This window comes from Bradyrhizobium centrolobii, from assembly GCF_001641635.1.
Classification (GTDB): Bacteria; Pseudomonadota; Alphaproteobacteria; order Rhizobiales; family Xanthobacteraceae; genus Bradyrhizobium; species Bradyrhizobium centrolobii.
In genome coordinates, this window is the sequence record NZ_LUUB01000054.1 from 226,227 (window position 1) to 240,512 (window position 14,286).

Consider the following 14,286-nt stretch of genomic DNA (forward strand, 5'->3'; position numbering starts at 1 on the left):
CTCGTTTGGGTTGGCGCAAAAGGCGGCGATGCCCATAAGCGCGATCCATTGCCAATTGCGCTCGGGCAGGAAAGCTGCGGCTTCCGCGCTGCGGCCGTGCAGGCGTTGACGAAGGCAGGAATCGAATGGCGGGCGATATGTCAGGTGGGTAGCCTGGAGCCAGTCTTTGCCACACTTGAAGCGGATATGGCGATTGCGCCGTTTCTGTCGAAGACGGTCCCTGAACGACTTGCCGTGTTTACGGGTTCCCATCTGCCGAAGTTGCCATCGCAGTTCATCAACATGAGGCTCCCCTCAACGGGCATCAGTCCCCTCACAACGAAACTCGCGCGATATATTCACGAGGGTTTTCGCAAGCATCACAGCTGACATTCCGGTACGGCTGACGCTGAGCTCCGGTGAGGTTCTGGGTGCGCGTCAATGACTTCGCGCCTGGGAGGCGCAATTTGCGGCAACCGTCCGTTAACCACGCCTCTCATTCGGTTGCGGAATTTGAATTGCGCAACCAACATTTACTCGACCTTAGAGCTCACCCCTTAATCGCTGTGATCATACTTGGTGACCATTCTCGCAACGTGCGTGCGTGACGCTCATCCAGAGCGAGGGTTTTTCCATGGGCGAAAGAAGTTCCTGGACGCACTCGCTCGCCCGACGGCCATCCGGCATTTGGATGACATGCTTGATCGGTCTCGTCGCCGCATTGCTCTTTGGGAGCCTCGTCTCCGACGCCAAAACAGATGCAAAGTACGGCTGGGACACTCAGGTCAACTGCGCGGCCGTCGATGCGCATGTCGCAGGCCTGGATCCGTACTACGTCAAGAATCTAAAGGATACGAACTATTCCTATCCCTATCTGCCGGTGACGCTCGATGTCCTCCGACCGATCTGCGCAGGCGGCCTCCTTCTGCCTCACTACAGAGGACTGTTCCTCGCCATAGCGCTTCTCTGCGGCCTGCTCTTGCCGGGGATCGATGCAGGTCGTTCGACTCTTCGGGATGTGGCTTTGAGAGTCCTTTTCACTGTTGGCGGCTTCCTCGGCTTCGAATGGACATTGGCTTCCGGCAATTTCGTCATCTTCACCGGGCTCCTGACCGCGGTATCGCTTGCACTCCTCCTGCCCTCCGGACTTCCTGCAGCGCAGAACGAGCTCGCGTTCCCGCCCCGCATGATCGGCGCGGCGCTGCTGGGGTTGCTCTTGTCGTTCAAGCTCATCTTTTTTCCAATCGTGGCTTCCCTTTACCTGCTGCCGTTGCCTCGTCCCAGGAAGATCACCTTGATCGCGATTGCTGCGGCAATGTTCGCGCTTCCGATTCTTGTCTCCATGACCTTCTACGCTGATCTGTTCCATAGCTGGCTGAGCGCGATCTCGGGTCAAATAGCCGGGCAACACAGCGTTGCCTTCGACGAGAGGACTCCTTCCTTCTTCGTGCTGTCTTTGGATCTGGCGAAGCGTCTCGGGCCAGCCGATGCGCGCCCCCTCGCCTTCGCCCTCTACGCAGTCTGCGTATTGGGCATCCTCACACCTCTCATCATGACAGTGGTGCGATCGATGGGGGGATACGGGACGTCCTCCCGTATGTCGTTCCCGATGCGGCTCGATTGCTGGCTGATCGAACACCCGCGTGAGGCAACGCGGCTTACGGCGATCTCGATGTACGCCCTCTATTTATGTTCGCCACGCCTGAAGGAATACGCCTTCTTCGAACTGGCGATTTACGCCGCAGTGCTGATTGCCGGTCTTCGATCGGCGGCGATCGCGATTATTCTGGTCTGTGCCATCGGCCTTCCTGCGATAGCATCGATACTCGGAAACGCTTTCATGGATGGCTTCGGCCCCCTGAGTGCAGCCATCATCTTCTTCGGCACCGTGCTGCTTGATTTCGGCGCTCTCAAAAACCCGGGTTATGGCGACGAAGGTGAGCCGGCATCCCTGGTAGAACCGCACGACAAGGCCTGCCTCTCGCAAGGGTAGCCCGCGCATCCTGAGTGATTTCTACCCTCTCAGGCAGACGCATACGCGCGAAAAGGCTCGCCGCCACCGAAGGCAGGCGGCGAGCCCATCACTTCAAATCGACGTCCCGCGTGGGCTGACGACCGTGTAACCTCGCAATGAACGGGCGTGCATTCGTGTTGTGTGCCCGCCCGAGTTGGCGTCATAGGCCATCCAGATATCTCCTCCGAGGTGCTGCTCCAGGACGAAGACGTGCCCGCGTCGCGCCGCAACCATTCCCGGCGCTGGCGATGTACGGGGAAAACGTAGCCAGTTGGCCGCGAGATTTAGTTCGGGCACGACGCGACCAAACACGCGTAAGGCCGCGCCGCAACCGCAGAAGGACGACGGGCACCCGGCTGGTCGACCGCCGACGACCCGGGCGCCAGAGACATCCACCGCCGAGGCGGCGCTACCAACCGCGGCTACCGTGAGTTGTTTTGAGCGATACTTTTGTAACGAGTACCGCGAATCTCGCTCGCTGCGCGTTTGCGAATACGAGAAGTCGCAGGGCATGCTAACATTGCATTCCGGTGCTTGATTAATGCGGTAGGGTCGTGCTTCCGAAGTGATCGCGAAGGCTATCAAAAAAAGAGACGCCGAAAGGACTCTCTTGAGCATTGCAGGACTCCGAATGAATGGTCCTGCCCCGGGAAATGAGAAACCAATAACAGTTTGGCTGAAATGGGGCCTAAAGCACGGCCGAAAATGGCCGCGCTTGCGCGCCATTTCTCTTAAATGCTCACAAGCTTCACGTTGCGTCCGAATCTATTAACTTGCAGATACGAACACATGCCTTCAGCGCTCCCAGCACTTCAGACAAACGACCAAGTCCGCCTTGCGCCAACGGTCACTATGCGTGGCACAACCAAAAGTGTTGGCGGACATCAATCGTCCCAGGTTGTAGACGCGCTAAGATACAGGTCGGTTCGAGCCAGTCTTCAGCGACTCACGACAACAGAGCGTTACGGTCTACGTCTGAGGTCGCCTCACCTGTGCGACCTCCCGACCTCCTTAGATGCTGCACTCAAACGTCCGGCTGTTCGCTAAAGGCCGACGTCTCGACGAGGTCCTATTTCCGAACTTTGTGGACATCACCCTCTGGCACTCCCGCCAGAACCAGCCCCTGCACAAGGCGCTTGCTCCCGGCACGACAAATCGGGTCGTCAGAGAGCCAAACATTCTTGAAGCGACGGATGGCGAAAGTTGGATCAAGCGCGAGTCCCTCCATTGCAGCGGCCCGCGCTTCCTCCATTTTCCCCAGAAGCGCGAACGCCGCCGCGCATATGAAATGCGCCACGGGATAATTTGGGTTAGCCTTCAGACTTCGGGATAGCCACTCAATTGCTTCGGCATCGGCACCGAGGTGCAACTTGGCGAGGCCGACATAGCCCAACCAGCGATGCATGCCCTCATCGCGAGGCGACAAACGCAGCGCTTCTCTTACGTGAGCCTCGGTCTCTTCGGGGCGACCGAGCAGTAGTTTGGCGATGCCGAAGAGGGAATGGGCTTCGGCCATGTTTCGGTTCAAAGCCAGTGCGTGCTCGCATTCAGCAACTCCCTGCGCGACGCGTCTCGTGCACAATTGGACGACGCCCAGAGCCATGTGAGCAGCGGCGTTCTGCGGATCCAGGAAAAGCGCCTTGATGGAAGCAGCTTCGGCCGCCGCGAAATGCTTGTAGGGATCATCAGCGAACACGATGCTGCCGATGGCCGCATCGACCATCGCGATGGCGACCAGAGCTTCAACGTTGTCAGGTTCGAGCTCCAGGGCCCGCTCGAAGAAACTGCGTGCCTGGTTCATATGGACGGGAGTCCAGCTCTTGTTCCAGCGAGCCATTCCCTGGAAATACAGGTCCAACGCACTCGGGTCCGATGAGCGCTCTGCCCGCCTCGCCTCGGCGGCAATAAGCTGGGCGTTCAGCGTATTGGCCAATCGCGACACGATCTCATCCTGCATCTCAAAGAGATCAGAGATTGGTTTGTCAAAGCGGTCAGCCCAAAGGTGACTTCCTGTTTCGGTATCGATCAATTGCACGTTCACCCGAAAGCGGTTGCCGCCGCGCTGCACCGAACCCTCGAGCACATAGCAGACGTTCAAATCCTGCCCGACCCGCTTGAGATCAATCGCCTTGTCTCTGTAGCTGAATGCGGTGTGGCGACCGATCACGAACGAGCCCCTGATACGTGACAGGTCGGTGGTCAGGCTCTCAGTCACGCCGTCGACGAAGTAATCCTGCGCAGGGTCTCCGCTGAGATTGGCGAGGGGCAGCACGACAATGGAGAGACGGGGTCGATAGCGCGTGGACGTCCCGACGCCGCCGGCGCGTGTCGCCGGGCGATGACTGTTCGGGGACGCCGCATAGGCCCGGACCGGAAGAGCGATATTCTTGAGGTTCTGCTCTCCCAGATCGACGAACTCAATGCCGACCTTGTCACGGATATGGTCATAAGCGGATGAGGAGATGCAGATTCCGCCGGGCTCTGCGATGCTCTCAAGCCGTGCCGCAATATTCACGCTGTCGCCAAACACGTCATGCGGCTCCACGATAACATCGCCGACATTGATGCCGACGCGGAAGGCAATGCGCTGTTGATCCTCGTCGGCGGCTGTAAGCTCTTTCGTGCGGACTTGAAATTGCACAGCGGCCCGAACCGCCTCTATGGCGCTCGGAAATTCCGCCAGGAACCCGTCACCGGTATTCTTGACGATGCGGCCACCGTGTTCGGAGATCGCCGGCGCGACGCTGTTGGCGAGAAGAGATGTCAGCTTGGCATGCGTAGCCTCTTCGTCACGATGCATGAGCCGGGAATAACCCGCAACATCAGCGGCCAATATCGCCGCCAACCGACGTTCAATCCGGACTGGCCGCTCTTGCACCATGACGCCCGCCATCCACTCGGCGGATTTGTACGACGGATCGGGCGGCCACGCCAAACCCGCGATGGACGATGCTGATATCCATCATCGTTAGGTTGAAATGTCAGCACGACTGACCGGATTTGGATGGATTACGAGGAGATCTGGCATTAATCGCGGGCTCGCCGGCCTCAAAGCCCGATTTGCGAGATGGCTGGGACACTCTCCAAGCTTTCACTTTTAGCAATCGGCGAATCCGTTCGGGTCGCGGCTGAGACTTATTGCCTCAGGGGGCGAGGCCCAGGCACCGGCGACCACTCATCCGCCAACTTTGGCTTCGCGATGTACCTGGCCAGGTCGGCGCGTTGCTCAGCTTCGTCAATGTCGCTGACGGTAATTCCCCGGAATTGCTGTCGCACCTGCCCCGGTCTGGGATGCGGCTTTCAACGCATCCACTTCGAGTCAAGACCACCGCCACCGCATTCGCATCGTATATTGGGTCTGGAGATGATCATGCGCAGCATAGCATTGGTGATTGCAATCGTGATCTCGTTGAGCGCGCCGGCTTTGGCTCAGAAGGCCGAGATTGAAGCGATCAATGCGAAATGGATCGAGTTTTTCAACAAGGACGATTTCTCCGGCATTGCGTCCCTCTACAGCGCTGATGCGACCGCATTCCCGCCCGGTTCGGCGATGGTGCACGGCCGAGCAGCCATCGAGGCAATGTGGAAAAGCATGGCTGAACAAGTTACCGATCCGAAGCTCACAACGGTTGATGTCAGACCGCTTGGCTCTTCGGCGGCACGCGAGATCGGCACGTTCGTTCTGAAGACCAAGGGACCGGCACCGCAGGAAGTGGCTGGAAAGTATGTCGTTGTTTGGGAGAAGGTCGGAGATGAGTGGAAGCTCACCACCGACATATGGAACGACGGCAAGTAGCCGTCTTACGTTCGTAGGACCGCCTTGCGCCAATTGCTGCCTCCCACATCAACTCGCGCTTTAACCTGAAGGGGACTAAGCCGCTGATATGCGAATTGTCCCCTTCACGCGAGTGCGTCGCGCATCCGATTCGGAGAGCGACATATTGCTGGCGCGGAATCAATCTTATAGAGGCTTTATCTGCACCTTGCGGAATTTGATCGTTCCCGCCCCGTGTTGCAGGGCGATCGAGCCTTCATCGAACATTCCGTTCCGCAGTTCGGCGGTTTTCTCTCCGTTGAGCACGACTGTGATGTCGCGCCCCTTCGCCGTAATCTCGAAGGTGTTCCACTTGCCAGCGGCCTTCGGCATCGGATTGATCTCGACGTAACGCGTAATCGCGCCTGTGCCGTAACTCGGATCGGGACGTTGGTCAAAGATGTTTGCTTCATAGCAGGTACGGTCAGTGATCTTCTTGGCATCGAGGCAGCGGAAATAAATGCCGCTGTTTGCATCATCGCTCGGCCAGAATTCGACACGCACCACGAAGTCCTTGTATGGCTTCTTGCTGACAAGATACCCGGCCTCTTTGCCTTCCATCTTGTCGGCCGTCACCGCGCCGTCAGCCAGATGCCAGTTGGATTGGCCGACCTGATCCCATTGATCGAGGTCCTTGCCGTCGAACAGCGTGATCCAGCCGGCTTCCTCGGCTCTAGTCTGCTGCAGCATCTGGCTCACGGCGAAACCCGAGGCGACGAGAGCAAGAGCGAACTGCAAAGAACGTCTCAACGTCATTGGCATAATTAACTCCTCCTCCTCGTCTGGCCCTTGTTTCTCTGGGCAGTGACCTCAATCATAGGACCCCGCGCAAAATGTGGCTAGACACCTCGGTCTTGCGTGCGCTGCACTGCCGATCGCCAGCTTCCCGGCTCCGAGCATGGACCCGCGCAAAGTTACAAAGGCTGTAGCCGCATCCGAACGGATATAGCCGATGTTACGGCTATCCCACGAAGCGCTATATCCGAACTGACGACTGGGCTTTTGGCCTTCCCAGGATGACATTCGGTCCGGAGTGCAGGAACCCGTCCGATTGCGCGGCGCGATTGCGATGAGGGAGGCCAGGATGGATTTTTCGCGGATGTCGGATGGAATCCGGCTGCATCACGCCTCACATCGCCACGATGGGTACGATGGTGATGACGAGCCGGGTCCAGCACCGGGCGGCCTGTTGATGACGGATGCGGGCAGTGGTGGCGTCCCGATCCACGGCCCCGGCCCGTTTGCAGGCCCTGATGCACACCAATCGAGCGTAAATTCCCCGCCCCATGACTCCCGCCCAGCTCAATCCGAACATTCCGCCACATCGGAGTTCGGCACCGACGGCCACGTCGGCACCCACACCCCCGTAGGCGTGGCTCCCTCGGCCACCAAGCCCGCTTCCGGTGCATCCCATCCCGGGATCAACGTCGCTACCGTCGAGAGCGGGGCGAACACGGCCGGGAACGGCGGCGATGGCTATTTTTACGGAGGCATCATTCATGCGTCCCTGCTGATCTATGAACCGATCAATATCTCGGTGAGTTCGGGATACGGTTCGGTCGCCCTGGCGAGCCAGTCCAACGATCTGAATGTCGATCAATCCGGCTTTCAGATGGCCGGCGTCGGCGGACATGGCGGAAATGACAACATTGCATCGGGAGGGAGCGTCAGTACCTCCTCAGGCTTCGACATGATCGCGACCGGCGACAACAGCGCCGGAAATGGAGGCACCGGCTATTTCTCGGGTGCGTTGGTCAACGCTCCCGTGGTGATCTATCACCCGATCAATATTGCCATGGCGAGCTCAGGCGGCACTGCGCATGCAAGTCAATCGAACACGGTCGACATCGATCAATCCGCCACTCAGATCGCGGGCGTTGGCGGAAATGGCGGACATGGCAATGTGGCCGCCGGCGGCAGCATCATCACGCTCGACCCCAGTTGGGGATCAAGCAACGGAGCGAGCGCCTGGGACGTTCATACCGGCGGAAGCCAGGCCGGCAATGGCGGCGACGGCGCGTTCTACGGGGAACTCGTCCATACCTCGTTCGTACTATACGACCCGATCAACATCGCAGTCGCGGGCTATGGCTCCACCGTTTACGCGGTCCAGACGAATGACGCCTCCGTGGATCAATCCACTGTCCAGATCGCCGGCATTGGCGGGCACGGCGGGAACGGCAACGCCGCAGCGGGCGGCCACGCAAGCCTTCTCTCCCACGACGTTTGGGGCTCCGACACGATCGCGACCGGTTCGAACGGTGCAGGCAATGGCGGCAACGGCCATGTTGCGGGAAGCCTGATCGACGTCAGCGTCGCGATCTATGCTCCCATCAACATAGCGATCGCGGGTCCGCATTCGACGGCCGTGGCCGATCAGGTCAACAACGTGCACATCGACCAGAGTGCGGTCCAGATCGCCGGCGTTGGCGGGGACGGCGGCTACGGCAACCTCGCGCTGGGCGGCGATCTTTCCGCGCATCTTTTGCCAGACCTTCACCTGGTGGGATAGCGAAACGTCGCACCGCTCGCACGACGGCGGGCTCGCGCCGTCGACACTCCTCGCATGCATCCTCACGAAGGCGCCCTCCCCTGACGCTTGAGCTCTGATGTTGCGCGACGACTGTCGTACTTTCGTACGTAGGCCCACCATACCGGATGGTGTCCGATTTGACATCTATCGCCCTCGCGCCTGGGTGGATCAGACTTGCCGCGCGCGTCCGCCTGATTGGGACGGATGATGCACGACAGCCAACAAACGACGGAGGCCTCAAATGATGCCAAAGGCAAACAACATCGCGGATACGATCGCATTCAAATCGATCAACACCGGTGGTCAAAGTGCCGGAAATGGCGGCGACGGTACTTTCAAGGGAGCCATTATCAGCAAGCCGACAGTCAACTACGATCCAACCAACAAGGCAGACGGTGCCGACGTGCATGTGAAGACCGGCGATCACGTCAGTCAGACGGCAGATTGGGACGCCGGCGGCGCAAACGCGAAGGCCTCGTGGTTTTCGAAGGCCCACGGCGGCGACGCCGAGTCGAACGGAAGCCAGAAATCCTACAGCGGCTACGATACCTCCAAGGTATACGCCAATACGGATGCCACTCAGATCAACAAGGTCACGGTGGACCAGCACCAGGACGTCATGGCCGGCATCGGCGGGCATGGCGGAGACGGCAACTTCGCGTGGGGTGGCGGAGTGAGCTTCAATCTCGATACACTCTGACCAGTGTCTCGTCCGACTGGCGGGACCGACGGCTACTGCCGCCGGTCCCGGATTTCAACCGAATGACCAGCCGATGCCGTTACCGGATTGCATTGGCCGCCGGGCAAATGCGCCGGACCTCAATTTCAGGCGGTGACGATCATGCTGATGCCGCCCATTCGATGGCCCATCCTGCCGCAGATCCGGACGCCGCTGCACGCAGCCCTTTGGTGCTGTGCGGGACCACTTGGTCTCGTATTCGCGTATAGTTGCAGCTACAACCTGCTTCTGTTTGCGCCCTCCATCTACCTTCTTCAGATCTACGACAGGGTATTGTCGAGCCGGAGCGGCGACACGCTGCTCCTGCTCACGCTCATTGTCGCGACCACGGTCGTGGTCGGCGGCGTGTTCGATGCATTGCGGCGCGCCGTCCTGGGCCGCCTTGGCGCCTGGCTCGACGATCGGCTTCGTCCTTGCGTGCTTTCGGCCAGCCTGGAATCCGCGTTTCGCAGCGACTGGACGCGGGCGTCTGATGCATATCGGGATCTCACCGCTCTGCGCCAGTTCGTCGAGTCCGGCGCGTGTCCGATGCTGTTCGACGCGCTCTGGGCGCCCTTGTTCCTCCTCGTCCTCTTTCTCATCCATCCCCTGCTTGGCGTGGTGGGCGCCTGCTGCGTGGCCTCCCTGTTCGCTCTCACGGTTGTCGGAGATCTGGTCACGGAAGACGTTCTGCTCAAATCCGGCGCCGCACTGTCCAGAAGCTACGGCCGCCTTCAGGCTGCCGCAGGCAACATCCACATGATCCGCGCCATGGGAATGTCCGATAGCGCCGCGCGCATGATCTACCATGACGCGCAGGACGCACGCAGAGGGCACGATGTGGCACTCCGGCGAGGCGAGATCATCATGCTGGCCACCAAGCCGGTCCGCGCGCTGTCGCAAGTCCTGATCATGGGGGCAGCCGCTTGGCTTGTCCTCGATCACGGGAAGAGTCCGGCGATCATCTTTGCGTCCACACTGATGTTCAGCCGGGCGCTCGCGCCAGTCGAAAGCGCGATCGCAGGCTGGAAATCACTCGTGACGACCGTGAGCGCCTGTCAGCGGCTCGGTGCACTCCTCGCCGCATTCCCCGCCGCCGGACGCCAGGATACGGAGATTTCGCCGCAGCAAGCGCGGAGCGGTCTCGTCGTCGACAATGTTGGCGTGAGGTTACCGGGGAGCAACCATTTTCTGCTGAAAGGTGTCTCGTTCGAGCTCGCGCCCGGAGAGTGCCTTGGCATTATCGGTCCGTCCGGGTCTGGCAAGTCCTTGCTTGGCCAAGTGATCGCCGGGCTGTCGATGCCGACGCATGGCGGTGTCCTCCTCGACAGCACCGATGTCTCGCTGCTTCGCGAGGGGCGAAGCGGCCACCGTCTCGGATATCTCCCCCAGGACATCAACCTGCTCGGCGACACGATAAAGGACATCATCGCACGGCTTGACGATGCCGATCGGCGGAAGGTTGTCGAAGCCGCCAAGCTCGCCGGAATCCACGAGGCGATCATGCGCCTGCCGCTGGGGTACGACACGGTGGTTCACAGCGAAAACGCCTTCTCGCGCGGATATCGGCAGCGCCTCGGTCTTGCCCGGGCCTTTTTCGGCAGTCCTCGCCTCATTGTTCTCGACGAGCCGAACGCCAGCCTCGACTACGGAGGCGAGCGAATGCTGCTGGACGCCATCGAGCGCATGAAGCTCGCAAATGTCATCATGGTCGTCGTCACTCACCGGATGGGTCTCCTCGCCGCCACGGACAAGATTGCCATCATGGAAGACGGCGCGGTCGTCGCGTTCGGCGAAAGCGAGGAAATCTTTGAACAGCACCTGAGCCGGCCCCAGGTTACGTCGCAAGTTGCGCCATGATCCGAAATGTTCTCACCACCTGGAAGCTTCCCGCGGTCTCGCGACTTCCCATGATCTGGGACCAGATCACGCGAACGCCGGCAAGCCCCCCGCTCGCCGGGCGACTTGGAGGCGTGGTTACCGCAATCGACGATTTCGAGCCTCTCGAATTTTCATGGTGCTCGACCCCGACGCCGATCTCTCCGCGCACCAGGCTTCGCGGTGTCACGCTCGCGGGCAATCTGCTGGTACTTGGCTTCATGCTGGGGCTTGGCACATGGGCGAGCTTCGCACCTCTCGAGAGCGCCGCGATCGCTTCCGGCGTCGTGGAGTCGGAATCAAGCCGTAAGACGATTCAGCATCTGGAAGGCGGTATCGTCAGGAAGATCCTGGTTTCGGATGGTGATATCGTGCGAAGCGGACAAACGTTGATCGCGCTGGACGACACCCGGGCGGATTCGGAGGTGCAAAGCCTTCAAGGCCAGTTGTGGGATGCAATTGCTCGTGCCGCACGGCTTCAGGCCGAGCAGCAGCGATTTGAGAAGATCGCAATCCCGAGCACGCTCGAGCAGGACAGCGAGCAGAATGGAGTGGCCGCCGCTGCTGTATCGGCGCAGCAGTTCATTTTTCAGGCACGCCGGCAGGTTCACGAATCGCAGCTTGCGGTCATTCGCGAACGGAGGCACCAGGTCGAGAAGGAGATCGAAGGTCTCAAGGCTCAGGAGAGCGCCACCGGGCAGCGAAGCGACATCGTCCGGGAAGAGCTGGACATGGTCACCACCCTTGTCAACAAGGGACTGGAACGGCGGCCACGCCTTCTGAACCTGCAGCGCGAGCTGGCCGACGTCGAGGGTCGCCGCGGCGAGATCGCAGCGCAGATTTCCCGTGCCGGACAAGTCATCAACGAGTCGCAGGCCAACTTGTTCAAGCTCGAGAGCGACAGGCAGAACGAGATCGCACAGTCGCTTCGCGAAGCACAGAGCCAGGTATTCCAACTCCGCGAACGGTTGCTTGCGGCCAGGGATCAGCTATCCCGAACGGAGGTCAAGGCGCCCGAGGACGGCGTGATAACCGACCTGCGGATTCATACACCCGGCGGTGTGATCGGTGCGGGTGTTCCGCTCATGGACCTGGTGCCTCGGCAGGGCCGCCTTATCGTGACCGCGCGCCTGAGGCCCGAGGACATTGATGTGGTTCATCCCGGCCTCAATGCCGAGGTGCACCTCGTGCCGTACAATCAGCGTCGCGTGCCGCGCCTGAAGGGAACCGTCGTGCACGTATCCGCAGACCGGCTCCTCGACAAGCGTACCGACCAGCCTTACTACGCGACCAAAATCCGGCTCGACGACACGCAGGTCGTCGCAAACGACATCCAGATCGTCCCGGGTATGCCGGTTCAAGTGTTCATCACGACGGGGCGCGGCACCGTTGCGCTTTACGCGCTGAGGCCCCTGCTCGACAGCTTCCGCGGTGCATTCAGAGAGGATTGATCCTGGTCAGGGTGACTTGGTCTCGGACATTGGAGCGGCGCCGCCTGGGGCGTGATCGCGGCTCTGCGCCGGCAACCGGCCGCGCCAGCGGAGGACCGCTTCCGTGCGGTTGTGGGCATCACATTTCCTCATGATATGCTGAATGTGCATTTTGACAGTGCTTTCCGCGAGGTTCAGTTTCGCGGCAATCAGCTTGTTGGGCAGGCCAAGCTCCAATTCCGCCAGAACTTGCTGCTCTCGCGGCGTGAAATCGGACACACTCCTGTCGATAGCCGCCCGAGCTCGCTCGTTCATCAGGTATGCGGACGCGAACCCGCGCGCATCTGGCGGCTCGAAATCCGGCATCCTGCTCATCCCGGGGACGGGCAACGGCCTGTAAACGCCGCCGACAAGAACAAGGCGCAGGCCGGCTACCGCGACCTCGATTGGTAGCGAGGTGGGAAGAAAGCCGCGCACGCCCCGGCGCATCGCGGCCTGCGCAGTCGGCTCGTCGTCATGGTTTGAAAGGATCGCAACGGCGGCGCTGGGACAGCACTCCGCAACGAAGGCGAGGTCGTCCTCAACCGCTGGATCGCCGATGGGCTTGTCCGCGATGCTCAGCACCACCAGACGAACATCGAGGGCTGACGTGCAGTCCAGGCTCTGGACCGTTGCCATGTCGCGGATCTCGAACTCGGCTAATTCCCGCCTGAGGACGTTCAGAATACATGTGCGAGGCAACAGGAGCGGCTCGATAATCACCAGAACCGGCAAGTCAAGCGAGCCATTGAGCCGTTTTGAGGAGTTGGTTATGTCGTCCATGATTTCCTCGAGATGAAAAGAATTTCCGCGACAGTGCCATCGATCGGTATTGCGCATTCCCTGCTGCGGCATTCATCCTGAATGCATCATCAGCAACACAGCGCCAGCATCAGGGCCGTATCCACTGCGGGATAGCCTGGCGCCTGGATGGAAATTCTTTCCGCTCAAATCATCTGGGCGCACGCCGCGCCGCCGCGCGGCCGACGCATTCCCTAATTGCAGATATTTCGATACGCGGTTGACGCCGCCGACCATGTCTTGCCGTCGACGACATATGCTTCATCCTCCTTCACGAGATACAGAAACGGCCTCTCCCCAGTCTCTCCGCCTGACGCGATTCTTCCCTTCACACGCCCGCAAATCGTATCCACGGGGCGTCCAAGCATGTTCTTTCGCATTGCGCGCTTCATATCGCTGAACTCGACCGACCCTGGATCCTCCATCTTCGCTGCGACCGTGACCTTTGCCTTGTCGACGACAGGATCTGATATGTCCGCGGAAGGGTCGGTTGACGGGACGTTGATCCTCGTCGACGGGGGCGCCGCTTTGGCGAGGTCGGTCGATCCGCGCTTCTTCGGGGGTGATTTCTTGCCCGACCTTGCAGGGGGTGCAGAATTCGATTTGACGATCGCAGGCGCTGGCGCCAATGCCGCCGGCGTTGGCTCCGCGGGTCGGGCCACTGCAACCCTGTCGAAGCAGGGTCGTGACGCGCACCCAAGGAAATACCCTCGGGACGGCGCAAACCAGCCAAAGCCGATCAGGATTCCTGCCAGCACTCCAACAAAAAGCAGTCCCATCCGATTCCCCTCCCCGGGAGCTCGGTTCGCACTCGTGACTAGGACATTCCGCGCTGGTGATCTATCTGTTGCGCAAAAGCGTTAAACGCTCATTAAGCGCAGGCGTTTGCGCGGCATTGCCGCACGGCGCCAATCGATCATGGCCAAATAGGTCCGCTTCGGTCCACTGCTGACCTGCGCTCAGAACGCCGCAATGTCTGCTTCTGGGAGATGAGCCCGACCAACGTCATGCAGACTGCGAGATCAGCTTGTGGTCCAAGAAGAGACATCCGCACTTCAAATCCGCAAGACGGCCGCGGCC

General features: G+C 60.2%; 11 protein-coding genes. 7 read left to right on the forward strand and 4 right to left on the reverse strand.

Annotated elements, in window-relative coordinates:
* Together AYJ54_RS50720 and AYJ54_RS16825 are read left to right on the forward strand one after the other, a co-directional pair.
* Nucleotides 1-369 (forward strand): type 2 periplasmic-binding domain-containing protein (locus AYJ54_RS50720; protein WP_488226332.1); only part of this gene is annotated, 369 nt, incomplete at its 5' end.
* A 301-nt stretch (nt 370-670) separates the two neighbouring features.
* On the forward strand, nt 671-1,972 hold the full coding sequence (locus AYJ54_RS16825) for a hypothetical protein (protein WP_063700213.1): 1,302 nt from the start codon (nt 671-673) through the stop codon (nt 1,970-1,972).
* Nucleotides 1,973-3,062: 1,090 nt separating this feature from the next.
* On the opposite strand, the gene AYJ54_RS16830 is transcribed toward AYJ54_RS16825, so the two are convergent.
* Nucleotides 3,063-4,874 carry an adenylate/guanylate cyclase domain-containing protein gene (locus tag AYJ54_RS16830; protein WP_063700548.1) on the reverse strand — a complete coding sequence of 604 codons (1,812 nt, stop codon included), beginning with the start codon at nt 4,872-4,874 and terminating at the stop codon, nt 3,063-3,065.
* A 489-nt stretch (nt 4,875-5,363) separates the two neighbouring features.
* On the opposite strand from AYJ54_RS16830, the gene AYJ54_RS16835 reads away from it, so the two are divergent.
* Entirely contained in the window at nt 5,364-5,789 is a 426-nt protein-coding gene (locus tag AYJ54_RS16835) for a YybH family protein (protein WP_063700550.1), read from the forward strand.
* Between the two features lie 165 nt (nt 5,790-5,954).
* Here AYJ54_RS16835 and AYJ54_RS16840 read toward each other — a convergent pair whose 3' ends face one another.
* The gene (locus tag AYJ54_RS16840) at nt 5,955-6,569 is read right to left on the reverse strand and encodes a 3-keto-disaccharide hydrolase (protein WP_245329041.1); all 615 of its coding nucleotides are present in this window, start codon (nt 6,567-6,569) and stop codon (nt 5,955-5,957) included.
* Between the two features lie 289 nt (nt 6,570-6,858).
* Here AYJ54_RS16840 and AYJ54_RS16845 point away from each other — a divergent pair, with 289 nt between their 5' ends.
* The 4 genes from AYJ54_RS16845 (at nt 6,859) to AYJ54_RS16860 (ending at nt 12,387) form a co-directional block, all read left to right on the forward strand.
* A complete protein-coding gene (locus AYJ54_RS16845) occupies nt 6,859-8,319 on the forward strand; it encodes a hypothetical protein (RefSeq protein WP_245329042.1) in 1,461 nt (486 codons plus the stop codon).
* Between the two features lie 262 nt (nt 8,320-8,581).
* On the forward strand, nt 8,582-9,040 hold the full coding sequence (locus AYJ54_RS16850; protein WP_063700217.1) for a hypothetical protein: 459 nt from the start codon (nt 8,582-8,584) through the stop codon (nt 9,038-9,040).
* Between the two features lie 141 nt (nt 9,041-9,181).
* The gene (locus tag AYJ54_RS16855) at nt 9,182-10,918 is read left to right on the forward strand and encodes a type I secretion system permease/ATPase (protein ID WP_063700553.1); all 1,737 of its coding nucleotides are present in this window, start codon (nt 9,182-9,184) and stop codon (nt 10,916-10,918) included.
* Complete coding sequence (locus tag AYJ54_RS16860; protein WP_063700218.1) at nt 10,915-12,387, forward strand: HlyD family type I secretion periplasmic adaptor subunit; 1,473 nt, start codon at nt 10,915-10,917, stop codon at nt 12,385-12,387. Before AYJ54_RS16855 ends, AYJ54_RS16860 begins: the two co-directional genes overlap by 4 nt.
* A gap of 6 nt (nt 12,388-12,393) precedes the next feature.
* Here the strand turns inward: AYJ54_RS16860 and AYJ54_RS16865 are convergent, their stop codons facing one another.
* Together AYJ54_RS16865 and AYJ54_RS52395 are read right to left on the reverse strand one after the other, a co-directional pair.
* Entirely contained in the window at nt 12,394-13,188 is a 795-nt protein-coding gene (locus AYJ54_RS16865) for a helix-turn-helix transcriptional regulator (RefSeq protein ID WP_063700221.1), read from the reverse strand.
* A gap of 212 nt (nt 13,189-13,400) precedes the next feature.
* The gene (locus tag AYJ54_RS52395; protein WP_245329044.1) at nt 13,401-13,985 is read right to left on the reverse strand and encodes a hypothetical protein; all 585 of its coding nucleotides are present in this window, start codon (nt 13,983-13,985) and stop codon (nt 13,401-13,403) included.
* Nucleotides 13,986-14,286: the final 301 nt, after the last annotated feature.

Excerpts from the sequence above, each read along its gene's own strand:
- AYJ54_RS16825 (WP_063700213.1), top strand. The coding sequence starts at position 671 with ATGACATGCTTGATCGGTCTCGTCGCCGCATTGCTCTTTGGGAGCCTC.
- AYJ54_RS16830 (WP_063700548.1), bottom strand. The coding sequence starts at position 4,874 with ATGGTGCAAGAGCGGCCAGTCCGGATTGAACGTCGGTTGGCGGCGATA.
- AYJ54_RS16835 (WP_063700550.1), top strand. The coding sequence starts at position 5,364 with ATGCGCAGCATAGCATTGGTGATTGCAATCGTGATCTCGTTGAGCGCG.
- AYJ54_RS16840 (WP_245329041.1), bottom strand. The coding sequence starts at position 6,569 with ATGCCAATGACGTTGAGACGTTCTTTGCAGTTCGCTCTTGCTCTCGTC.
- AYJ54_RS16850 (WP_063700217.1), top strand. The coding sequence starts at position 8,582 with ATGATGCCAAAGGCAAACAACATCGCGGATACGATCGCATTCAAATCG.
- AYJ54_RS16855 (WP_063700553.1), top strand. The coding sequence starts at position 9,182 with ATGCTGATGCCGCCCATTCGATGGCCCATCCTGCCGCAGATCCGGACG.
- AYJ54_RS16860 (WP_063700218.1), top strand. The coding sequence starts at position 10,915 with ATGATCCGAAATGTTCTCACCACCTGGAAGCTTCCCGCGGTCTCGCGA.
- AYJ54_RS16865 (WP_063700221.1), bottom strand. The coding sequence starts at position 13,188 with ATGGACGACATAACCAACTCCTCAAAACGGCTCAATGGCTCGCTTGAC.
- AYJ54_RS52395 (WP_245329044.1), bottom strand. The coding sequence starts at position 13,985 with ATGGGACTGCTTTTTGTTGGAGTGCTGGCAGGAATCCTGATCGGCTTT.